Origin of the sequence: Duganella sp. Leaf126, from assembly GCF_001423125.1 — a bacterium.
Lineage (GTDB): Bacteria > Pseudomonadota > Gammaproteobacteria > Burkholderiales > Burkholderiaceae_D > Rugamonas.
Window position 1 is genome coordinate 165,659 of record NZ_LMNW01000034.1, and the last position, 21,345, is coordinate 187,003.

Genomic DNA, 21,345 nt, shown 5'->3' on the forward strand with positions numbered 1-21,345 from the left:
TCTGAAACCGATAGCCTGCATCTCCAACCGGCACAACATCATACTTCGGACGGTGCCAATGCAGTAATGGCCAATGCATGAATTTCTTTATGCATCATATCGTTCACGGAATCATACACGAGTCGATGTCTTGTGACGAGTTTCTGCCCTTCAAATTGTAACGAAACAATTCTGACACTGTAATGGCCGCCACCGGAAGCTGCACCGGCATGGCCGGCATGTAAATGGGAGTCGTCATCGAGCGTCAATTCAACCGGCGCCAGCGCCGCTTGCATCCGGCTGCGGATCCGTTCGATGCGGCTGTCCTGCAGATTATTCATGGTTGTTCCTTCATGTGACGCGAAAGGTAGACCGTTTGCCCGATGATGAAGACAAACATCAGGGCGGTGGTGCCGAACATCTTGAAATTGACCCAGGCGTCGGTATTACCCTTGAAGAGCACGAACGCGACATACCAGTTCAGCACGCCCATCACGGTAAAGAAGGCGATCCAGGCCAGGTTGATCCGGCTCCAGCCGGCGTCCGGCAATTCGACGAATTCGCCCATCGATTTGCGCATCAGGTTTTTCTTGAAAACCAGGTCGCTGATCAGCAGGCCCAGCGCGAATGACCAGTACACGATGCTGAGTTTCCATTTGACGAATGTTTCGTCGTGCAGATAGATGGTCAGGCCGCCGAAGAACACGAACATCGCCAGCGAAAACCACATTACCCCTTCGACCTTGCGCCCGCGTACTTTCAGGTAGGCGATCTGCAGCACGGTGGCCAGAATGCCCACCACCGTGGCCAGCACGATGGGCGCCTGTTCGGCGGTGACGGTGCCGCCCGAGATGATGCCGCCCAGGTAGGTGTTGGTCAGCAGCTGGGCTGCTTCGGCGTGCATGCCGGCCAGCTTGTAGGCGCCGAAGAACAGCAGGACCGGGAATAAGTCGAACAGGAATTTCATGATGCCTCGGAAATTAACACTTTAATAGCAGGCTGATGGTTCGTTATGCAGGTTCGAACCGCAGCGATGCGGAGTTGATGCAATAGCGCAGACCTGTCGGCGGCGGACCGTCCGGGAACACGTGGCCCAGGTGGGCGTCGCACACGGCGCACAGGATTTCGGTGCGCAGCATACCATGCGAACGGTCGGTCTTCTCGATCACGTTGGCCGGATCGATGGCTTCGAAGTAGCTGGGCCAGCCGCAGCCCGAATCGAACTTGGTGTCGGACCGGAACAGCGGCGTGTTGCAGCATACGCAGGTGTACGTGCCATGCTCGTGGTGATCCCAGAACTTGCCGGTAAAAGCGCGTTCGGTGGCAGCATGGCGCGTGACTTCGTATTCCATCGGGTCGAGCATGGCGCGCCATTCGGCGTCGGACTTGGTGACTTTATTGGTCATGGCTTAGATCTTTCTTAAGAAGAACAACTCACTTCGAGGTGACTGGCCCAGTCGGGCGGCAGGGCGGCGTATTGCTCGTGCTCGGGCTGCTCGTCGTACGGCCGCTCCAGAATCGCCAGCAGCTTGGTCACTTCCGAGTAATCCTTTTGCTGCGCCTTGTCGATGGCGACCTGGGCCAGGTAATTGCGTAGCACGTACTTGGGGTTGATCCGGTTCATCGCAAGCTGGCGGTCGGCATCCACGCTGTGCTCGGCCTGCAGGCGCTGGCGGTACTGCTGCGCCCACGCATCGAAGGCCGGACGGTCGATGAACAGGTCGCGCAGCGGCGCATCGGCGCTTGCGTCCGCCATCTGCAGACCGCCGAGACGGCGGAAGAACAGCGTGAAGTCGACACCGTTTGCCTGCAGCAGGGCGAACATGGCGTCGAACAGCCCACGGTCGTGGTCGGCGTGTGCATCGAGCGGCGTCAGTCCCAGCTTGGCGTGCAGCAGCAGGTCGAGTTCTGCTGCAAAAGCGGGCTGGTAGGCATCGAGCGCGGCCTGGGCGTCTTCGGGCTCGCCGATCAGCGGCAACAGCGCCTGCGCCAGCGCATAGCAGTTCCAGTGGCCGACCTGCGGCTGGTTGGCGTAGCTGTAGCGGCCCTGCTGGTCGGTATGGTTGCAGATGTGATCGGGGTCGAAGGCTTCCATGAAGCCGAACGGACCATAGTCGAGCGTCAGGCCCAGGATAGACATATTGTCGGTGTTCATGACACCGTGCATGAAGCCGACCGACTGCCAGCGCGCGATCAGGCGGGCGGTGCGGCGCGTCACTTCTTCGAGCAGGGCCTGGTACGGGTTGCTGCTGGCGTGCACTTCGGGATAAAACTGGTCGATCACGTAGTCGGCCAGGATCTTCAGCTGCTCCGGCTGCTTGCGGTAATACCAGTGCTCGAACGAGCCGAAGCGCACGAAACTGGGCGCCATGCGCACCACGACCGCAGCCGTTTCCACCGTTTCGCGCATCACGCCCTGGTCGGAGCCGGCAACCGACAGCGCGCGCGAGGTCGGTATGCCGAGGCCGTGCATCGCTTCCGAGCACAGGAACTCGCGGATCGACGAGCGCAGCACGGCGCGGCCGTCGCCCATGCGCGAGTAGGGCGTCATGCCGGCGCCTTTCCACTGCAGTTCCAGCGGGCCGCCCGGGGTGGCGGCGGCGCCGAACAGGATCGCGCGGCCATCGCCGAGCTGGCCGGCCCAGACGCCGAACTGGTGGCCGGAATACACGGCCGCCAGCGGCTGCGCCTGGGCCGGCACCGCGTTGCCGATCAAGATGTCGAGACTGTCCGCCACCTGCTGCGCCGTCAGGCCGAGCAGCTGGGCCGCCGGCTGGCTGACTGCCACCAGGTAGGGGGCAGGCAGCGGAGTGGGCATGAGCCGGGTATAGAACGCTGGCGGCAGGGACGCAAAAGAATTGTCCAGCGGTAGCGTGTTGAGCGTGTAAGCGATGATAGTTCCTGTAGAGAACAACCAGCCCGGAAGCCGGAAAGCGCGATTTTACCCCAGCGTGGCCGGCTGCGCTCTGGACGCGCCAGCGATGCGGCGCGATGGCTTACAGATCGACCTGCATGCTGAGCTTGACCGTGCGCGGCGCACCGGCCGCCAGGCGGGTGCCGGCGCCGGCCCAGACCTGTTTATCGCCGAGGTTTTCGACATTGACCTGCCACGTGGTGCGCTTGCCGAACGCCTGGCCGACGTAGCGGCCGCCCAGCGCGAACAGCGTGTTGCCGCCGAGCCAGGCCTGGTTCAGGTCGTTGACGGGACGGCGGCCCGTGTAATAGGCGCCGCTGTTGACCGACAGCCCCGGCGCGACGGTGTCCAGCGCGTAGGACAGGAAGGCGCTGGCCGTCTGTCTGGCGGCGTTTTCCGGCAGCTTGCCGTCATACGCACGGCCGATGTTGCGAAATTCCGGCCGCAGCACCTGGGCCGAAGTCTGCCACGCCAGCGCGCGCGTCAGCTGGCCCTGGGTCGACAACTCGATGCCCCGGTAGTTCTGCTGGCCGTCGGCCACGAACACGTTGGCGGTATTGGTGTAATAGCCGGGGCGATCGATATCGAACACGGCCGCCGAGACCAGCGTGCCGCCGGCCGTGCGCCAGCGCATGCCCAGTTCCTTCTGCCTGCTCACGCCGGGCGCCATCCGTTCGTTCTGGTTGGCGGTGCCGGTCGGTGCGGCTTCGCCTTCTTCCAGGCCCTGGGCTGCCGACGCATAGAACGACAGGTCGGCCAGCGGGCGGTAGATCGCTGCCAGCATCGGCGTGGTCTTGTCGGCATCGTAGTGGTTGGCGCCCTGGTCGCTGCGGTAGCTGACCTTGCGCACGCCGGCGATGACCTGCCACTGCGGCGACAGCGTCACGCGGTCCAGTGCGTACAAGCCGTCGTCGCGCGTCTGCAGTCCGGCCGTGGTGGGCGCGGCGGGCCGGGCGCCGTACACGATGTTGGTTGCCGGTACCGGGTCGTACAGATTCTGGGCGGCGATCGTGTAATTGCTTTGGTAGATAGGGTCTTGCGACTTGTCGGTGCGGCTGACGCCGAGCGTCAGCTCGTGCCTGAGCGGGCCGGTGACGGCGGTGCCGAACAGTTCCGCCCGCAGGAGATCGGACCCGACCTCCAGGTGCTGGATATTGCCGGTGATGCGGCCTGCACCGGTGGCAACCGCTGCCGCATTATTGAAACGGAAAATCGCCAGGTTGCGGTCGCGCGCCACTTCCGAGTGGCCGCCTTCGAGCGTCAGCGCCCAGCCGGCGCCCAGTGCGTAATCGGCGCGCAGGGCGGCAACCTTGCTGGTGGTTTCAAAACGGGCATTGTCGGGGCCGACCAGCCGCGTCGGATCGACTGCGCGCGGCAGCGTGATCACGCCGTTGACGGCGGTCGGCAGGGCGACACCGGCTTCCTCGATCACCTTGCGGTGATCGTATTCGAGATCGGCCTTGAGCAGCAGACGCTGGCTGACGCGCCAGTCCAGCGCGGCCGAGGCGAACCGGCGGTTGCCATCGCCCACGTGGTCGAGAAACGTGCCGAGCGCACCGCCGGCGGCGTTGATGCGCACACCGAACTGCTGCTGCGCGCCGAAACGGCGGCCCAGGTCAAGGTTGGCGATGGCCGTGCCCTGGTCATCGAACGCGACGCCGGCGCTGCTGACATCGGTGCTGCCGGCGCGCTTGGTGACGAAATTGACCACGCCGGCCGGCGAGGTGAAGCCGTAATACAACGCAGACGCGCCTTTCAGCACTTCGACCCGCTCCTTGTTTTCCAGCGGTACCTGCGAAAAGTTCATGATCGGCACCGAGCCGTTCAGGCGATAGTTGGTGCGGTTTTCCACCGAGATGCCACGGATCACCAGCTGGTCCCAGGTGTCGCCGCCGTTTTGCTGGCGGGTGACACCGGCCGTATTGCGCACGGCGTCGTACAGGCCCGACGCTGCCTGCAATGACAGCAGCTCGCGCGTGATCACGTTGACGGTGGACGGCACGTCCATCACGTCGGAACCGCGGAAGCTTCCCGCCTCGACCGTATTGGGCGCCAGGCCCTGGGCGCGCGCTGCGGTGATCTGCACCGCTTCCAGCACTTGCTGGTCTGCGGCCTGGGCGGTAGCGTACAGGGGCGCGCATGCAAGCGGCAGGGCGAACACGAGGCGGAAGTAACGGGGCGGATGACGCTGTATCATGGCTTGTTGTTTGACAGTCAAAATGACAGTATATTCTTAATGATACTCATTCGCAATTATCGTTTGCGTTGATGAAATTTTTGATCCCGGGGAGACAAGCATGGCAGAGGCTTACACAGTGCGCGCACTCGACGCCGACCAGACGCGCGCAGCGATCGCGCCACTGGCCGCAGTGCTGCTCGATTGCGTGGCGGGCGGCGCCTCGGTCAGCTTCATGGCGCCGATGGCGCCGGCGACCGCTACCGATTTCTGGCAAGCGGTGGCCGATGGCGTGGCGCACGGCGAACGCACCCTGATCGTGGCCGAAGATGCGCTCGGCATCGCCGGCACCGTCCAGCTGATCACCGGCATGCCCGAAAATCAGCCGCACCGGGCCGACGTGGCCAAGCTGCTGGTGCACCGGCGCGCGCGCAACAGCGGCGTCGGTCTGGCGCTGATGCGCTGCGTCGAGGAGGCAGCGCGTGCCCAGCACAAGACCTTGCTGGTGCTCGACACGGCCAGCCCGGGCGCGGCGCGACTGTATGAGCGTCTGGGCTGGCAGCGCGTCGGCAGCGTGCCCAACTACGCCCTGCTGCCCGACGGTGCGTTATGCGACACCACGTTCTTTTACAAGGCGCTGTGAGTCGGACCACGTGCAGCAGTCGTGCGCGCAGCCTTGGTGCGAGCAGCCGTCATGGAGGCAGCGGTGACAGGCAGCCGTGATGCAGGCAGCCGTGATGCAGGCAGTCTTGGTACCAGCGCGGCCAGGTGAGGGCGCTGCGCATGCCGACTGTTCTGATCTCCGCGCCGATCGGGATGCTTATCGACCAGCCGGGTCAGCTGCTGCCGTCGGCAAGCAGCAGCGACACATACAGCAGAAAGCGGTCTTCGAGCCGCGCCAGGTCCAGTCCGGTGATGTCGCCGATGCGCCGCAGCCGGTAGTCGAGCGTATTGCGGTGGATGTGCAGCGCCTGTGCGGTAGCAGCCAGGTGATTGTCGTGCCGGAACCAGGCGTCGAGCGTGCGCTGCAACGGTCCCTGCCGGTTTTCCTGCGCCCGCAGGCGCGCCATCGGCTGCCGCAATTGTTCGGCCTGCCAGCCGGCGTCCAGGCCCGACAGCAGGACCGGCAAGGCCTGCTCGTAGTAGCTGTGGCGCCGTCCACCCTGGTGCTGCCCCTGCGCAGCCTGCGGGCGGCCGGCGCCGGCTGGCGCGACCTGCGCGGCTGCGGCGGCTGAGCTGTCGAACAAGTTGGCTACCGGCCGGGCTGCGGAATTCGTCGCCGGCTTGCTTGTCGCCTCGCTTGCCAGCTGGTTTGCCGACTTGCTCATCGGATCAGTTGCAGGGCTGCGCGCCAGATTGCGCGCGAGGCTGCGCGCGGCGATCCGCGCCGCCGTGCGCGCGCTCTGGTAGGAAATCGCCACCTGGTCCAGCCCGGTCAGCACAATACCGGCCGTCAGGGCAAACGACGGCGCGCCTTCCTCCTCGAGCAGGGCGGCCACGCTGTCGAGCTTGCGCCGGGTCCAGGCTGCCGGATCGGCGGACGCGTTGCCGTCGAAAAAATCGATGATGACCAGTTCGTGCGAACTCGACGCTGCCGTCAGCGCCGCCGGCAGGCGCGCCAGCAGGCGCAGCTGCAGGCGCTGGAGCTGGCCGAATGCTTCCACCGTGCCCGCCGCGTGTGCGTCGAGTTCGAGCAGCAGCACCGCGTGCGGCCGGCTGAAATCGGCGCCGAGCCGGCGCGCCCAGGCTCCCAGCCCGGCGCGGGCGGCGGGATCGCCGGCAATCAGCTGCAGCACGAACGTCTCGCGATAGCGCGTATCGCGTTGCAGCGCGTCCGTCAGTTGCGCCTGTTCCAGGATCATCTCGGCCGTCAGCCGCACCAGCGCCCCGAACTGGCGCACGTCGTCGGGCGCGCCGGACAGGCCGATGGCGCCGCACACCTGGCCGTTGACGGTCAGCGGCAGATTGATGCCGGGCTGGGCGCCGTGCATATTGCGGGCGCTGGCGCTGTCTATTTCCACCGGCAACTGCTTGGCCAGCGCCAGCATGGCGCCCGTGTGCAGCTCACCGATGCGTGCAGCGTTGCCGCTGGCAACGATGCTGCCGTGTGCATCCATCACATTGACGTTGTAGGGGATGATCTGCATCGTGCGGGTGACGATGTCCTGCGCCAGGGCGCTGTTGAGGAGGTTCATAGGGTGCGGCGCGCGCAAAATGCCTATTTTATGGCGGCTTTGTGCGTTTGCACAGTTTTCGTCAGCGCCAGCCGCGCGCACTCGTGCATTTCGCCGATGATTTTTGTGCAGCGATTCCAGATAATCGGCAGACAACATGGCTTGACACGACAACATACAAGGAGACCTGCAATGGACCATCCCCAACCCGCAACCGCGGCCACCGCGGACGCCGTACTCGAGGGCGCGTACAAGAAAGCTGCCTGGCACCTGATACCGTTCATCTTCGTCTGCTACCTGTTCAATTACCTGGACCGCGTCAACGTCGGCTTTGCCAAGCTGGAAATGATGGATGCGCTGCAGCTCAGTAACACCGTGTATGGACTGGGCGCCGGCATTTTCTTCATTGGCTACGTCCTCAGCGGCGTGCCCAGCAACCTGATCCTGCATAAACTGGGCGCCCGGCGCTGGATCGCCGTGATGATGATCACCTGGGGCGCCCTGTCGGCAGCCATGCTGTTCGTCACCACGCCCACGTCGTTCTACGTGCTGCGCTTCTTTACCGGGGTGGCCGAAGCCGGCTTCTTCCCGGGCATGGTGCTGTACTTTACCCACTGGTTCCCGTCGCAGAAGCGCGGCCAGGTGATGGCGCTGTTCATGTCGGCGATTCCGATCTCCGGCCTGATCGGCGGTCCGCTGTCGGGCTGGATGCTTGCCCACTTTTCGGCAGGCCAGGGCGGCCTGGCCGGCTGGCAGTGGCTGTTCCTGCTGCAAGGTCTGCCGACCGTGCTGCTCGGCGTCGGCGTGTACTTCTACCTCAATGACGGCATCGCCCAGGCCGGCTGGCTCAGCACGCAGGAAAAATCGGCGATGCAGCGCGCGCTTGACGCCGACGAACAGCAGCGCCGCGCCACCAGCACGGTGGGCCAGTCGCTCGGCGATGTGCTGAAAAACGGCAGCGTCTGGATGCTGGGCGTGATTTACTTCAGCATCCAGATGGGCGTGTATGCGATCAATTTCTGGCTGCCGTCGATCATCAAGTCGCTCGGCTACGATACCCAGACCGTCGGCTGGCTCAGCGCCGTGCCCTACCTGTTTGCCGCCGTGTTCATGGTGTGGGCCGGTCGCTCGGCCGACCGGCACCGCGAACGCCGCTGGCATGTCAGCGCGCCCATGCTGATGGGGCTGCTCGGCCTGATGATGGCCGCCAATTTCTCGTCGAATCCGCTGGTGGTCATGGTCGGCCTGTCGATGGCCACCATGGGCGCGCTGGCCGCCTTGTCGATGTTCTGGGCCTTGCCGGCGGCCTTCCTCGGCAGCGCTGCCGCAGCGGCCGGCCTGGCATTGATCAATTCGCTGGGCCAGATTGCCGGCTTCGTCAGCCCCTTCCTGGTCGGCTGGATCAAGGACGCCACCCAGAGCACCGACGCTGCGCTGTACGTGCTGTCGGCGGTGATGCTGCTCGGCGCACTGCTGGTGCTGCGCGTGCCGGCTCGCCTGGTCAACCGGTAACCGAAGTGAGCAAGACAATGCAAAAAACTCTGACATTCGTGATCGCCCCCGATTCGTTCAAGGAAAGCCTGAGCGCGATGGCGATCGCCAACGAAATCGAAGCGGGCTTCCGCGAAATCTTTCCCGACGCCGAGTACGTCAAGGTGCCGGTGGCCGATGGCGGCGAAGGCACGGTGCAGGCAATGATCGACGCCAGCGGCGGGCGCCTGGTCGAACTGCCGGTGCGCGGCCCGCTCGGCGAGCCGGTGGACGCGTTCTACGGCATCATGGGCGACGGCAAGACGGCCGTGATCGAGATGGCTGCCGCCAGCGGCCTGGAACTGGTGCCGCCCAACCGCCGCGACCCGCTGCACACGACCAGCTACGGCACCGGCCAGCTGATCCGCGACGCGCTCGACGCGGGCGCGCGCCGTTTCGTGCTCGGCATCGGCGGCAGCGCCACCAACGACGGCGGCGCCGGCATGGTGCAAGCCCTGGGCGGCAGCCTGCGCGACGCGCAAGGCCGCGAGCTGCCGCCCGGCGGCGGCGCGCTCGATGCGCTGGCCAGGATCGACCTGTCCGGCTTCGACCGGCGCATCGCGGAGTGCGTATTCGAAGTGGCATGCGACGTCACCAACCCGCTGGTGGGCCCGCACGGTGCATCGCACGTGTTCGGTCCGCAAAAAGGCGCCAGCCCGGCCATGGTGGCCCTGCTCGATGCCAACCTGCGGCACTACGCGGCAGTCGTGGCCCGCGAACTGGGCATCGAACCGGCACAGGTGGCCGACGTGCCGGGCGCCGGCGCGGGCGGCGGCATCGGCGCAGCCATGATGGTATTCCTCAACGGCAACCTGCGTCCCGGCAGCGAAATCGTCACCGAAGCGGTGGGCCTCGATGCTGCCGTGCGCAATGCCGACCTGGTGCTGACCGGCGAGGGACGGATCGACAGCCAGACCATCCACGGCAAGACACCGGTCGGCGTGGCGCGCGTGGCCCAGCGCCACGGCAAGCCCGTGATCGGCATTGCCGGCAGCCTGGAGCCGGGCGCCGGCGTGATCCACGGCCACGGCATCGACGCCGTGTTCAGCGTGGTCAACTGCCCGTGCACGCTGGAGCGCGCGCTGGCCGACGCCGCCTACAATGTGCGCACATCGGCGCGCAACATCGCCTCGGTGTTGCATTTGGGATCCAGACTCGCGGTGTGCTAAAGTCGCTTGCTGCGGCAAGACTAGCAACGCCGCAGGAAGGATTTCGATGTCGCAGCAAGTCGATCACCCGCACGGTGATCCGAAATACGTGGCCAGGCTGCCGACCATCCGCTCGCAGATCTACAGCCTGGTCTGGGCCTGCGCCTTGCCGGCCATTCTCGGCATTGCGCTGCTGACCAATAATTTCATCGTTCGCGAACGCAAGACCATCCAGCAGGACACGCTGATCACCGCGCGCGCCCTGATCCAGGCCGTCGATCGCGACCTCAATACCGGCATCACGGTGGCCCTGGCGCTGGCCAATTCGCCCAGCATCGACCACCGCGATTTTGCGGCGCTCTACCGCCAGGCCAGCGCGGTGCTGCGCCCGGAATTCCCCGGCTTTAACGTGGTGCTGCACGACCGTGATTCGGTCCAGCTGTTCAATACCGCCCGCCCGTACGGCGAAATCTATCCCGATGCCCTGAGCGCTGCGCGCATCGCCCAGGTATTCAAGACCGGCCGGCCGCTCATCTCCAACCTGTTTTACGCGGGCGCGCTGAAACGTCCGCTGGCGGCCATCCACGCGCCGGTAGTGCGCGACGGCAAGGTGGTGTACGTGATCTCGGTGGCCTTCGCCCCGGAGCGGCTGGGCCAGGTGCTGCGCGAGCAACTGCTGCCGGCCGACCGCGTGACCGGCATCTTCGATGGCAACGGCGTGCTGGTGGCGCGCACCCACGACGCGGAAAAATACGTGGGCCAGCACGTCTCGCCGACCCTGATGACGCAGCTGCGCCAGCGGCGCGAAGATGCGATCGAGGCCACCACGCTCGAGGGCATACCCGTGTATTCGATGTACAGCCGGTCGCAGTACAGCGGCTGGGCAGTGGTGATCGGCGTGCCGCGCAGCGCCGTGTACTCGGAAGTGTTCGACTCCATGACCTGGATTATGGTGTTCGTGGCACTGGTGACGGCCGCCGGTTTCGGCATCGCCTGGCATTTTGCGCGCAGCATCGAGCGCTCGGTGCGGTCGCTGACGACGGCAGCGATGGCGCTGGGCGGCAAGGCGCGGCCCGGGCCGGCCGCCGCCGCGCTGGCGCCGGCAGCGTTCCACGAAGCGGCGCAGGCGCTCGATACGCTGCACGGCGTGGACTCGGAATTGCAGCGCTACCGCCACCACCTGGAGAACCTGATCGAGCACCGCACCCGGCAGCTCGAATCGGCGATGCGCGAGGCCCAGGCCGCCAATGCGGCCAAGGATGTTTTCGTCGCCAACATGAGCCACGAGCTGCGCACGCCGATGAACGCGGTGCTGGGCGTGGCGCACCTGCTGGGCAGCACCGGGGTGTCGCCGGAGCAGGCGCGTTACCTGGACATGATACGCACCTCGGGCCAGTCGCTGCTCGGCATCCTCAACGATATTCTCGACCTGTCGAAGATGCAGGCCGGCAAGGTCGAGCTGCACCACGCGCCGTTCAAGCTCGACGACGTATTGCACGCGGTGGCCACCATCATGAGCGTGAGCGCCGGCGACAAGGACCTGGAACTGGCCATCGGGGTCGAGGCCGACGTCCCGCGCGCGCTGGTCGGCGATGCGCTGCGCCTGCACCAGGTGCTGGTCAACCTGGTCGGCAACGCCATCAAGTTCACCGAGCGCGGCGCGGTAGTGCTGACGGTGGCGCGGGTGGCCGCGCCGGGCGCCGCCACCGTGCTGCGCTTCGCGGTCAGGGACACCGGCATCGGCCTGAACGAGACCCAGGTGGCGCGGCTGTTTTCGCCGTTCACGCAGGCCGACCTGTCCACCACGCGCCGTTTCGGCGGGACCGGGCTGGGCCTGACCATTTCCAAAGGCCTGATCGAATTGATGCAGGGCAGGATCGAAGTGCACAGCAGGGCGGGCGAGGGTAGCGAATTCCGTTTCACCGTGACCCTGGGCGCTGCCACCGCGCTTGCCGCCCCGCCGCCAGCGGCGGCGCAGCCGCGCCATCTGCTGCTGGCCGACGACCACCCGACCAGCCGCCACTGCATCGCCCAGGCCATCGCCGCTGCCGGCTGGACCTGCGACATGGCCGACAGCGTGGCGGCGACGCTGGCGCTGCTGCATGGCGGCCGCCGCTACGATGCGGTGCTGGCCGACTGGCAGATGGAGCCATTGTGCTCGCTGCAGCGCGAGACCGGCACGCCGCTGGTATGCATGATCAACGCCTGCGGGCGCGACCGGGTGGCGCAGGACATGGCCAACGGCCGTATCGCTGCCAGCCTGGTCAAGCCGGTGACCACCATCGGCCTGCTGGAGGCGGTCAACACCGCCTGCGCCCAGCAGGCGCCTGCCGCCCCTGCGCACAGCACGCAGCCCGCGCTGGCCGGCGTGCGTATCCTGCTGGTGGAAGACAATCCGATCAACCAGGTGGTGGCGCGCGGCCTGCTGGAGCAGGCCGGTGCGCGTGTGACGGTGGCCGAGAACGGCGAGCAGGCGGTGGCGCAACTGCGCGGCCTCGACTGCGACCTGGTGCTGATGGACGTGCAGATGCCGGTGATGGACGGCTTCAGCGCCACCCGCATCATCCGCGAGGAGTTACGCCTGACGCTGCCGGTGATCGCCATGACCGCCGGGGTGATGGCCAGCGAGCGCGAGCAGTGCATCGCGGCCGGCATGGATGATTTCATCGGCAAGCCGGTCGATGTCGAGCAGATGTTTACCATCCTGGCGCGCCACCTGGCGCCCGGCCGCAGCGGCAACGCCGCCCACTGAGCGCGGCGCGACCAGGCTGCAGGCGTCAGGCCGTCATCCCAGCACGGCGGGATTGCGCTGCCAGACGGTATAGCACAGCACGCCTGCAAAGCTGACCCAGCCCAGATAGGGCACCAGCAGCAGCGCAGCGATGCGGTCGCGCCGGCCGAAGGCGGCGACGGTGGCGACGATGGCCAGCCACAGCACGATGATTTCGGCGAACGCCAGCGCCCCGTGATGCCATGCGAAAAACAGCCAGCTCCACAGCGCATTGAGCACCAGCTGCACCACGTAGAGCGCCAGGGCCGGCCTGGCGCCGGTGACATTGGCGGGATCGGCTGCGCTGCGCTGGACGCGCCAGGCGGCGATCGCCATCAGCGCATACAGCATCGTCCATACCGGGCCGAACAGCCAGCCCGGCGGCGCCCAATCGGGACGGTCGAGCTGCTGGTAAAAGCTGCCGGCCTGGGACGTGGCGAACGCGCCGATGGCGGCAAAGGCAAAGGTGAACAGCACCCAGCCGGCCAGGGCCGGCAGGTGCCTGGAAGGCGAGGGCGGGTGGACGTGCGTGGTCATGGATGAAGCTCCTTCAGGTAGTGCGTGATGATGGCGCATCGTGGTCGCCGGCTCTGTACGCCAGCTGACCGATTGTTACACACGGGCGGCGAGCTAGGATTCTTCCCACACAGGATTGCGACGAGCGCCGATAGCCGTTCTTGGCCGCCCTTCCGATAATCATGCGACCGGCCAGTGCGCCGGCAGGCAAACGCATCGACTGGCAAACTCGACAACAAGGGGAAACAAGATGAATTTGATACTGTGGATAGTCATAGGCGGCATCCTGGGCTGGCTGGCCAGCCTGGTCATGAAAACCGACGCCCAGCAGGGCTTGCTGCTCAATGTCGTGGTCGGCATTGTCGGCGCCTTGCTGGCCGGCTGGCTGCTGGCGCCGATGCTGGGCACCGGCACCATCAATTCCGACGATTTCAGCCTGGCCTCGCTCGGTGTGTCCTTCCTCGGCGCGCTGATCCTGCTGGCCATCGTCAACCTGTTCCGCCGCGGCCGCGTGCGCTGAACGGGCGACGGCGCCGCAGCGACGCTGCAGTGTGGCGGCCGGATCAGGCGAACCTGGTCTTCTTCAGGTATTTTTCGACGTCGCGGTAGCTGTCGTCGCTACCCGCGTAGCGGACCAGGTTGCGCGCCGTCTTCAGCCACTCGATGGTCGAAGGTTGCATCTGCTCGAGCGCGTATTCGATGTCCGTGGGGCCGATCGGCCGCTCCGGCGCGCCGGACAGGATGTCGTGCAGCGTGCTTTCCTTGGCCAGGTCGATCAGGCCGTCGATGTCGGCGCCCGAATAATGCGGCGTGGCTGCCGCCAGCGCATCGATGTCGATCTGCTCGGTCGGAATGTCGCGCAGCTTGAGTTCGATGATGTGGCGGCGCGCCTCGGCGTCCGGCGGCGGCACGAACAGCTGGCGCGCGAAGCGGCCCGTGCGCTTCATGGCCTGGTCCACGTCCCACGGCATATTGGTGGCCGCCAAAAACAGCACGTCGCGGTTGTCGCGCTCGAAACCGTCGAGCTGCGACAGGAATTCGTTGACGATGGTGCGGCTGTTTTCGCTTTGTGCCTTGCTGCGCGAAAAGGCCAGGGCATCGAGCTCGTCGAAGAACAGCACGCAGGGCTTCTGCGCCCGCGCCTTCTCGAACAGCTGGGCCAGCGCACGTTCGCTCTCGCCCCGCCACATGCTCAGCACTTCGCTGATGCCCACCGAAACGAACGCGGCGTTGCACTCGTTGGCGATGGCGCGCGCAATCATGGTCTTGCCGCAGCCGGGCGGCCCGTACAGCAAGATGCCGCCGCCCCCGCTTTTCTTGAACCTGGCAAACAGTCCGGGACGCAGGAACGGTTCGATGATGTGCAGGCGCAGGGTTTTTTTCAACTCTTCCATGCCGCCGACATCGGCAAAGCGGACCTGGTCGGGCGCCTGCGGCCTGAGCGGCACCACCGTGGCGCCGCCACCGACGACCGACAGCGTCGGGCCGCTGGCAGGCCGGGCCTGCTGTTGTAGTGGTTCCAGTGCGTGGTGCGGCGTGAAATCCGGGTACTGGCGTGCCGCTGCATAGGCTTCCAGCGCCTCCGGCCTGCGCGCCAGGGCCAGCAGCGCCAGCGCCTTGCCGGTCAGCGCGGCCGCGTCCGCACGCTGGCGTACTGCCAGGTCGAACTGGGTCAGGGCGGCCGCTGCGTCGTCGGCCTCCAGCAGCAGGCGGGCGTAGCCGAGGCGCTGCTCGAGGTTGAACGGGTCGCTCACCAGTGCTGCTTCGTAGTGCTCACGTGTCATGGTCATGGCGGTCAAAGTCCTGCGCGGCGCTTGAGCCAGCGCGTCAAGAGGGGAGGATAGATCCAGGAGTAGGCGCAGTAGCCGAGCAGGGTCCAGGTAGCGGCGCTGCTGAATGTCGGCGCCTGCTGGCGGATCAGGTTCAGCACCAGCAGCGTGACCAGGTAAAAGCCGGCCGTTGCCGGCCAGCCCCAGCGGTTGAACGGCCACAGCGGCAACATGGTCCAGTGGCTCTGCGCATCGAGCTGTACCACCAGTTCCAGCACCTCGCGCGATTGCGGATACAGGGTCAGCAGCTCGGCCGCGATGCGCTTGGCGGCCTTGTAGCGGCCCCGGCTGACCAGGTGGGTAATCAGCATGCGCGCGGTGTTCTCGCTTTCCGGATGACCTTGCAGCAGCCGGGCCAGGCCTGCCTGCTCGGCGCCACGGCGGCCGTCGATGATGTCACCGATCAGGCAGGTGGTCAGCGCCAGTTCGTTGTTCGGATCGAGGCGGAAAGCTTCGCGCGCCAGCGCCTGGGCTTTCTCGATGTGCAGCGTGCGGTACATGAGCAGCGCGTAGCGCGCATACTGCACGCCGGCTTCCGGATAGTCGCGGATCAGCGCGATCAGCAGCAGTTCGGCCTGCGGCAGGTCGCCGCGGTCCTGCAGCACGTTGACCATCAGCGAACGGGCCGCGTAAGCTTCGGGATCGCGGGCCAGGATGTGTTGCAGGGTGCGGCCCGCGTCGTCGCTGGCGCCGGTCTCGTAATCGAGCCGGGCGGCAGCGAACAGCAATCCGTGATCGTCAGGATACTGCTTCAGCGCTTCGCCGGCCAGCACCCGGGCCTGGGCGTAGCGGCTGCGCTCGAGCAGACCGTCGATCTGCTGGGCATACGCGCGGGCCGGCAGCAGGGCGTGCTCGCTCATGGCGCCATCCCCCGGACCGCCGTCACCAGGCCTATCATGATGCCGTAGCCGGCAACGATACAGGCGATGGCCGGGATCCACGGCGAGGGCGCCTTGTCATGGAAAAAGGCGCCCGAGCGGTGCTGTTTCCGGTGCAGCGCGTAGAACGTGCCGCAGATGGCCAGCGACAGCACGGTGCGCACGGCGCGGAACGTGGCGTCGCCGAGCAGCGCGTACAGTCCGGCGAACAGCGCCGGATGAAAGCGCAGCGCGTACACGAAGCCGACCACCAGTGCGGCGCCCAGCGCATACACCGGCAGGTCGGCCAGGCGGCGCAGGCGCCAGGAATTGAAGCCGCTGTATAGCAGGATGGCTGCCGGCCCGCCAAAAAAGGCAACGAGGAAGCTCGACTGCACCGAGTACAGCCTGACCGGCGCTGCCCGGCCCGACGTGGCGGACAGAGAGGGAGTAAGCAGATGTTCGCGCATGAGGTGATCCGAAAGAACTTGCCGCATGGTATCAAGCGGCGCGGAACCGGGCAAATAAATTGTTGCTCCTATGGTAGTCTTATGCCTGCACGCCACGGGGGCGCGCGCACCGCGTCGCGCGGTGTCGGTGTGAAATACTGGGGATGCGGGCATGGTGAGGATAGTTCGGGCGGCAATGGTGATGGCGATGTCGATGTCGATGATGTGGGCGGTAACGCCGGCAACGGCCGCGCCCGAGGTCACGCCCAAGGGGGCGCTGGTGATTGCCGGCGGCGCCGTGCGCAGCGACAACACCGTGATCTGGCAGCGCGTGGTGCAACTGGCCGGCGGCCCGGGCGCCCGGATTGCCGTGCTGCCCAGCGCGTCCGGCAATCCGGCGCGCGCCGGCGCCTATGCCGCAGATACTTTGAACAGGCAGGGCGCCCAGGCCTTCGTGGTGCCGCTGGCCGTGCGCATGAAGGACCGCGACTATCGCCGCGACGCCGAAGACGATACGATTGCCCAATCGATCCGCGCGGCGGGCGGCGTGTATTTTTCGGGCGGCGACCAGGCCCTGATCACGCAGGCGCTGGTGCGCCCCGACGGCAGCCGCTCCAAGGTGCTCGAAGCGATCTGGGACGTGTACCGGCGCGGCGGCGTGATCTTCGGCACCAGCGCCGGCGCGGCCATCATGAGCACGACCATGTATTACGAAGCGAAAACCGTGTTCGGCACCCTGAGCGAAGGCGTCAATGGCCGTGAGCTGGCGACGGGCCTCGGTTTCGTCGGCGACGACATCTTCATCGACCAGCACCTGCTGGCGCGCGGGCGCTTCGCCCGCATGCTGCCGGCCATGCTCAAGAAAGGTTACAAGCTCGGCATCGGCATCGACGAGAATTCGGCAGTGGTGATCAATGCCCAGCGCGAGGTCGAAGTGCTCGGCTACCAGGGCGCGCTGCTGGTGGACCTCACGCGGGCCACGGTCAACAGCGACATCAAGAACTTCAACCTGCAGAATGCCCGCCTCAGCTACCTCGATCGCGGTGACAAGTACGACCTCAAGCTGCGCCAGTACACGCCGTCCGAGGATAAAGTCGAGGGCAAGGTCGACCCGGCCAAGCCGTACTATTCCGATCCCGTGTTCTCGGCCGACGTGCTGGGGCACAACACCATCCTGATCATGATGTCCAAGCTGGTGGACAGTTCGCAGAAAGAAGCGATCGGCATCGCCACCGCCGGCCCCGGCGAGCCGCACCAGGAACTCGGCTTCGAATTCAAGCTCACGCGCGACGCCACCACCACCGGCTATGCCTCGGCCGCTACCGAAGCGTACACGGTCCTCAATATGCGGCTCGACGTGCGGCCGCTGAAAATCACCCGTCCCTGGTACCAGTAAACTGCGGCGCTCGTGGGCGCGTGTGGGCGCGCCTGCGCTGCAATTTTGCACGTCATAAATTCCTCTCGCCTTCTTCCTCACGCATTGCCCGCGAAGTACGCACGATCTGGGTGCGTATGTCGAATACATCAGCATCGCTAGCGTCCGGCTGGCTACGCTGAACACAGGCTCATCGCGAGTCTGCGTTCTGCTTACCCACCCCGGAGGTCATGATGCAAGACGATATCTACAACCTGTTTCTCACGAACGAGCAGGGCTGGAGCGTATATGGCACGTTGCGCCTGCGCCTGGTCCAGCCGCTCACCGATGGCGGCAGTGTCCGCCTGCCGCCGCTGCTGGGCGAGGCGCTCGTGCCCGCCACCCAGGAGCTCACGCCGATCCCGGTCGAAGGTGCGATCTCGGTACCGCTGTTGCTGCCGTTTCGCGAGGTGCCGTTGCGCGGCATTGCTTTTGCCACGCCGATCGGCCTGTTTTCGTTTGCCCTCGACAGCGGCAACGCGCGCCCGTCCGCCGCCATCCAGCTATTCCCGTTCGGTAGTCCCGACCTGGGCGGCTTCCTGATCTGGAGCACCGGCCACTTCGGCGAACTGGTGTTCAGCACGCTGGCGCGGCAATTGCCGCGCGCATTGTGACGCGTCGCTGCGGGCCTTGCCCTCAACTTTTTGAAAGGAACGATCATGGATGAGTTGATCTACAACCTGCTGCTCAAATCGCGTGGCGGCCTGGTGCTGTTCGGCGTGCTGCGCTACCGCCTGACCGGCATCGAAGTCGACCAGGTGCGCGACGCCAGTGTCTTCAGCACGCCCGCCTTGCGCCAGAGCCATGCCGGACAGCGAACCCAGCAGCAGCTGGACAATATTTTCGCGCTGGTACTGCGCGCCCAGGGCTCCATCACGATACCGGCACTGACCGGCTCGCGCGCCGTGCCGGTCGAGGACGTGGCGTTCTTTATCCAGATGGGGCCGCCGATAGTGACCCGGCTGTTCAGCGCCGACAGCAGCGTGCTGCTCTGCTTCAACCAGATCAACAACCAGCAGATCGGCGGCGGTCTGCTGTGGGGGCCGACCAATACCAGTTTCGGCTTGCTGGGCCGGCGCCAGATGTTGCCTGCCGCGGCGTGATCGGTATGACCTGATACCAAGGAGACCATGATGAACGACTTTATCTACAATTTGTTGCTGACCGGCGAGCAGGGGCTGACCCTGTTCGGCACCTTGCGCTTTCGCTTCACCGACCCGCTGACGGCGGTGCCCGATGGCGGCGTGCCGTCGCTGCTGGCAGCCCACCAGCAGCTGGGCGTGGTCACGGCCGTGCTGCTGCCGCTCGATGGTTCGATTGCCATCCCGCTGCTGACCGGTTTCGGCCGGGTGCCGCTGCAAGGCTTCCTGATCGCCACGGCTGCCGGACCGATCACCACCATTCTCGGCAGCACCGACAACGCACGGCCGGCATTCGTGCAGTTCAACCAGATCAGCGGCAACCAGATCGCCGGCGGCGTGCAGTGGCGCCCTGCCGATCCGGCCGAGCTGGTGTTCAGCCTGCTCGGGACGCAGCTGCGGCTGCCGATCTGACTCCCGCATCCCGCTATCCAAGGAGACCGTCATGAATGAGCTCATCTACAGCCTGCTGCTCAAAACCGCCCAGGGCCTGACCCTGTTCGGCAGCTTGCGCTTCACCATCGACACCACGCAGCCGGCTACTCCCGGCCCGGCCATCGACGCTGCCGCAGCAGGGCGTGGCGATGCCGGCGCGCTGCTGGCGCAACTGCAGCAACAGCAACAGCAACAGCAGCAACAGCAGCCGATCGAGATCGAACTGTTCGCCTACCGCATCGACGGGGCGGTGACGATACCGTTCGTGACCGGTGCCGGTCCGGTGCCGCTGACCGGCCTGGCGCTGTTCACCTTCCTCGGACCACCGGCCACCTTCTTTACCAGCAGCACCGACCCGGCGCGCAACCTGTTCCTGCAATTTAATGGCATTTCCAACGACAACATCACAGGCGGCCTGGTGTGGCGCGCGGGCGAACCCGGCGAGTTGATCTTCAGCGTGCTCGGCACGCAGTTGCAGCTGCCTGCATGAGTGGCAGGCCGTGCCGGTGAGATTCGGCCGGCATAAAAAAAGGCGCGCATCCAGTGGAGCGCGCCTTTTTTCATGGGGAGGGAAGCCGAGCCCAAACAGCATCGGTCCCGTCAGGGGCGAACAGACGACGCCAGGGCGCCGCCTGTTGCAGCCTTAGCGGCGGATATCGAGCCGGCGGTTCAGGCTCAGCGCCGCCAGCGAGGCGACCGCACCGGACAGCAGGTACAGGCCGGCGTAGGCCAGACCGAAGTGGAACGACACGCCCAGCGCCACCAGCGGTGCGAAGGCTGCGCCGACCAGCCAGGCCAGGTCCGAGGTCAGCGCGGCGCCCGTGTAGCGGAATCGCTGCTCGAAGTTGGCGGTAACCGCCCCCGATGCCTGGCCGTAGGACAAGCCCAGCAGGAAGAAGCCGACCAGGATGAAGATGTTCTGACCAGCATCGCCGGCGTCGAGCAGGAACGGTACGGCCACACTGAACACGGCGATCATGATGGCCAGCGTGCCCAGCGTGCGGCGGCGGCCGTGACGGTCGGCGACCACGCCGGAAATGATGATGCCGATGGTCATCAGCACCACGCCCAGCAACTGCACACCGAGCACGCCCGGCAGCGAGCGCGATTCGTTCAGGGCGATCCACGACAGCGGGAACACGGTCACCAGGTGGAACAGCGCGTACGACGCCAGCGCGGCCAGCGCGCCGATGACGATGTTGCGGCCTTGGGCACTGACCAGTTCGACGGCGCTGACCGGTTCCAGCTGGCGGTCGTCGAGCAGGGTCGAATACTCGGTGGTGGTCACCAGGCGCAGGCGGGCGAACAGCGCCACCACGTTAATGGCGAACGCGACGTAGAACGGATAGCGCCAGCCCCAGTCGAGGAAGTCGGCCGACGTCAGCGACGACATCAGGTAGGCAAACAGGCCGGCCGCAATGGCAAAGCCGAGCGGGGCGCCCAGCTGGCCCAGCATGGCGTACCAGCCGCGCTTGTGCTCGGGTGCATTCAGGGCCAGTAGCGATGGCAGACCGTCCCAGGAACCACCCTGGGCAATCCCCTGGCCCATGCGGAACAGGGCCAGCAGCACGACCGCAGTGGTGCCCAGCGATTCGAAGCTTGGCAGGAAAGCAATGCCGGCAGTAGAAACACCCATCACCATCAGGGCCAGCGTGAGCTTGGTTTCACGTTTGAAGTGATGCTGTACGGCCATAAATGCCACAGTGCCGATCGGACGCGCGATAAACGCTAGCGAGAAAATGGCGAAGGCGTATAGTGTTCCGTCAAGCCGGCTGTAGTTTGGGAAGAATACCGAAGGAAACACCAGAGCCGATGCGAGGGCATAGACAAAGAAGTCGAAATATTCGGATGCGCGGCCGATCACCACGCCGATTGCTATTTCGCCCGGAGAAATATGTGCATCACGGGCATTGATGTTACGGGCACCCTGGCTGGTTTGGGCGTGTTCGGTGACGCCGGGTTGGACGCCATTGAGTGTAGTCGTGTTGGCCATGGTCTCGTCTCGTGTGAGTTAA

At 65.7% G+C, this 21,345-nt stretch carries 21 protein-coding genes; 10 read left to right on the top strand and 11 right to left on the bottom strand.

The window, feature by feature from the left end; all coding sequences use genetic code 11:
- Positions 1–38: 38 nt before the first annotated feature.
- From ASF61_RS22985 to ASF61_RS19900, 5 genes are all read right to left on the bottom strand, one after another.
- On the bottom strand, positions 39–320 hold the full coding sequence (locus tag ASF61_RS22985; protein ID WP_082491839.1) for a BolA family transcriptional regulator: 282 nt from the start codon (positions 318–320) through the stop codon (positions 39–41).
- Entirely contained in the window at positions 317–946 is a 630-nt protein-coding gene (locus ASF61_RS19885; RefSeq protein ID WP_056160030.1) for a septation protein A, read from the bottom strand. The genes ASF61_RS22985 and ASF61_RS19885 overlap by 4 nt, the downstream gene beginning before the upstream one ends.
- A 43-nt stretch (positions 947–989) precedes the next feature.
- A complete protein-coding gene (msrB, locus tag ASF61_RS19890; RefSeq protein ID WP_056160032.1) occupies positions 990–1,385 on the bottom strand; it encodes a peptide-methionine (R)-S-oxide reductase MsrB in 396 nt (131 codons plus the stop codon).
- A 14-nt stretch (positions 1,386–1,399) separates the two neighbouring features.
- The gene (locus ASF61_RS19895) at positions 1,400–2,797 is read right to left on the bottom strand and encodes a YdiU family protein (RefSeq protein ID WP_056160034.1); all 1,398 of its coding nucleotides are present in this window, start codon (positions 2,795–2,797) and stop codon (positions 1,400–1,402) included.
- Between the two features lie 178 nt (positions 2,798–2,975).
- On the bottom strand, positions 2,976–5,090 hold the full coding sequence (locus ASF61_RS19900) for a TonB-dependent siderophore receptor (protein ID WP_056160037.1): 2,115 nt from the start codon (positions 5,088–5,090) through the stop codon (positions 2,976–2,978).
- Positions 5,091–5,190: 100 nt separating this feature from the next.
- Between ASF61_RS19900 and ASF61_RS19905 the strand changes: the two genes are divergently transcribed.
- Complete coding sequence (locus tag ASF61_RS19905; protein ID WP_056160040.1) at positions 5,191–5,712, top strand: GNAT family N-acetyltransferase; 522 nt, start codon at positions 5,191–5,193, stop codon at positions 5,710–5,712.
- A gap of 193 nt (positions 5,713–5,905) precedes the next feature.
- Here ASF61_RS19905 and ASF61_RS19910 read toward each other — a convergent pair whose 3' ends face one another.
- The gene (locus ASF61_RS19910) at positions 5,906–7,264 is read right to left on the bottom strand and encodes a sugar diacid recognition domain-containing protein (RefSeq protein WP_056160042.1); all 1,359 of its coding nucleotides are present in this window, start codon (positions 7,262–7,264) and stop codon (positions 5,906–5,908) included.
- 171 nt (positions 7,265–7,435) lie between these two features.
- Here ASF61_RS19910 and ASF61_RS19915 point away from each other — a divergent pair, with 171 nt between their 5' ends.
- From ASF61_RS19915 to ASF61_RS19925, 3 genes are read left to right on the top strand one after another with little or no spacing between them, the layout of a single operon-like run.
- The gene (locus ASF61_RS19915; RefSeq protein WP_056160045.1) at positions 7,436–8,755 is read left to right on the top strand and encodes an MFS transporter; all 1,320 of its coding nucleotides are present in this window, start codon (positions 7,436–7,438) and stop codon (positions 8,753–8,755) included.
- Positions 8,756–8,784: 29 nt separating this feature from the next.
- Positions 8,785–9,942, top strand: coding sequence for a glycerate kinase (locus ASF61_RS19920; RefSeq protein WP_156369665.1), 1,158 nt, complete (start codon positions 8,785–8,787; stop codon positions 9,940–9,942).
- A 46-nt stretch (positions 9,943–9,988) separates the two neighbouring features.
- Positions 9,989–12,673: a hybrid sensor histidine kinase/response regulator gene (locus ASF61_RS19925; protein WP_056160049.1), complete on the top strand. Its 2,685-nt coding sequence runs from the start codon at positions 9,989–9,991 to the stop codon at positions 12,671–12,673.
- A 33-nt stretch (positions 12,674–12,706) separates the two neighbouring features.
- Here ASF61_RS19925 and ASF61_RS19930 read toward each other — a convergent pair whose 3' ends face one another.
- A complete protein-coding gene (locus ASF61_RS19930; protein WP_056160051.1) occupies positions 12,707–13,228 on the bottom strand; it encodes a TspO/MBR family protein in 522 nt (173 codons plus the stop codon).
- Positions 13,229–13,457: 229 nt separating this feature from the next.
- Between ASF61_RS19930 and ASF61_RS19935 the strand changes: the two genes are divergently transcribed.
- A complete protein-coding gene (locus tag ASF61_RS19935) occupies positions 13,458–13,727 on the top strand; it encodes a GlsB/YeaQ/YmgE family stress response membrane protein (RefSeq protein WP_056160053.1) in 270 nt (89 codons plus the stop codon).
- 43 nt (positions 13,728–13,770) lie between these two features.
- On the opposite strand, the gene ASF61_RS19940 is transcribed toward ASF61_RS19935, so the two are convergent.
- The 3 genes from ASF61_RS19940 to ASF61_RS19950 are packed head-to-tail and all read right to left on the bottom strand — an operon-like array spanning position 13,771 to position 16,363.
- Positions 13,771–14,997: a 26S protease regulatory subunit gene (locus ASF61_RS19940; RefSeq protein ID WP_156369655.1), complete on the bottom strand. Its 1,227-nt coding sequence runs from the start codon at positions 14,995–14,997 to the stop codon at positions 13,771–13,773.
- Between the two features lie 5 nt (positions 14,998–15,002).
- Positions 15,003–15,896 carry a lipopolysaccharide assembly protein LapB gene (locus ASF61_RS19945; protein ID WP_056160059.1) on the bottom strand — a complete coding sequence of 298 codons (894 nt, stop codon included), beginning with the start codon at positions 15,894–15,896 and terminating at the stop codon, positions 15,003–15,005.
- Positions 15,893–16,363 (bottom strand): hypothetical protein, encoded by a 471-nt coding sequence (locus tag ASF61_RS19950; protein ID WP_156369656.1) that lies wholly within the window; start codon positions 16,361–16,363, stop codon positions 15,893–15,895. Before ASF61_RS19950 ends, ASF61_RS19945 begins: the two co-directional genes overlap by 4 nt.
- Positions 16,364–16,514: 151 nt before the next feature.
- On the opposite strand from ASF61_RS19950, the gene ASF61_RS19955 reads away from it, so the two are divergent.
- The 5 genes from ASF61_RS19955 to ASF61_RS19975 all read left to right on the top strand — a co-directional run bounded on the left by ASF61_RS19955 (position 16,515) and on the right by ASF61_RS19975 (position 19,820).
- Positions 16,515–17,738 (top strand): cyanophycinase, encoded by a 1,224-nt coding sequence (locus tag ASF61_RS19955; protein WP_229205941.1) that lies wholly within the window; start codon positions 16,515–16,517, stop codon positions 17,736–17,738.
- A gap of 209 nt (positions 17,739–17,947) precedes the next feature.
- The gene (locus ASF61_RS19960; RefSeq protein WP_056160067.1) at positions 17,948–18,370 is read left to right on the top strand and encodes a hypothetical protein; all 423 of its coding nucleotides are present in this window, start codon (positions 17,948–17,950) and stop codon (positions 18,368–18,370) included.
- A 45-nt stretch (positions 18,371–18,415) separates the two neighbouring features.
- Positions 18,416–18,859 (top strand): hypothetical protein, encoded by a 444-nt coding sequence (locus tag ASF61_RS19965; protein ID WP_056160069.1) that lies wholly within the window; start codon positions 18,416–18,418, stop codon positions 18,857–18,859.
- A gap of 27 nt (positions 18,860–18,886) precedes the next feature.
- The gene (locus ASF61_RS19970; RefSeq protein WP_082491840.1) at positions 18,887–19,309 is read left to right on the top strand and encodes a hypothetical protein; all 423 of its coding nucleotides are present in this window, start codon (positions 18,887–18,889) and stop codon (positions 19,307–19,309) included.
- Positions 19,310–19,340: 31 nt separating this feature from the next.
- A complete protein-coding gene (locus ASF61_RS19975; RefSeq protein WP_056160076.1) occupies positions 19,341–19,820 on the top strand; it encodes a hypothetical protein in 480 nt (159 codons plus the stop codon).
- A gap of 153 nt (positions 19,821–19,973) precedes the next feature.
- Here the strand turns inward: ASF61_RS19975 and ASF61_RS19980 are convergent, their stop codons facing one another.
- Positions 19,974–21,323: an MFS transporter gene (locus ASF61_RS19980; protein ID WP_056160079.1), complete on the bottom strand. Its 1,350-nt coding sequence runs from the start codon at positions 21,321–21,323 to the stop codon at positions 19,974–19,976.
- Between the last annotated feature and the right edge of the window lie 22 nt (positions 21,324–21,345).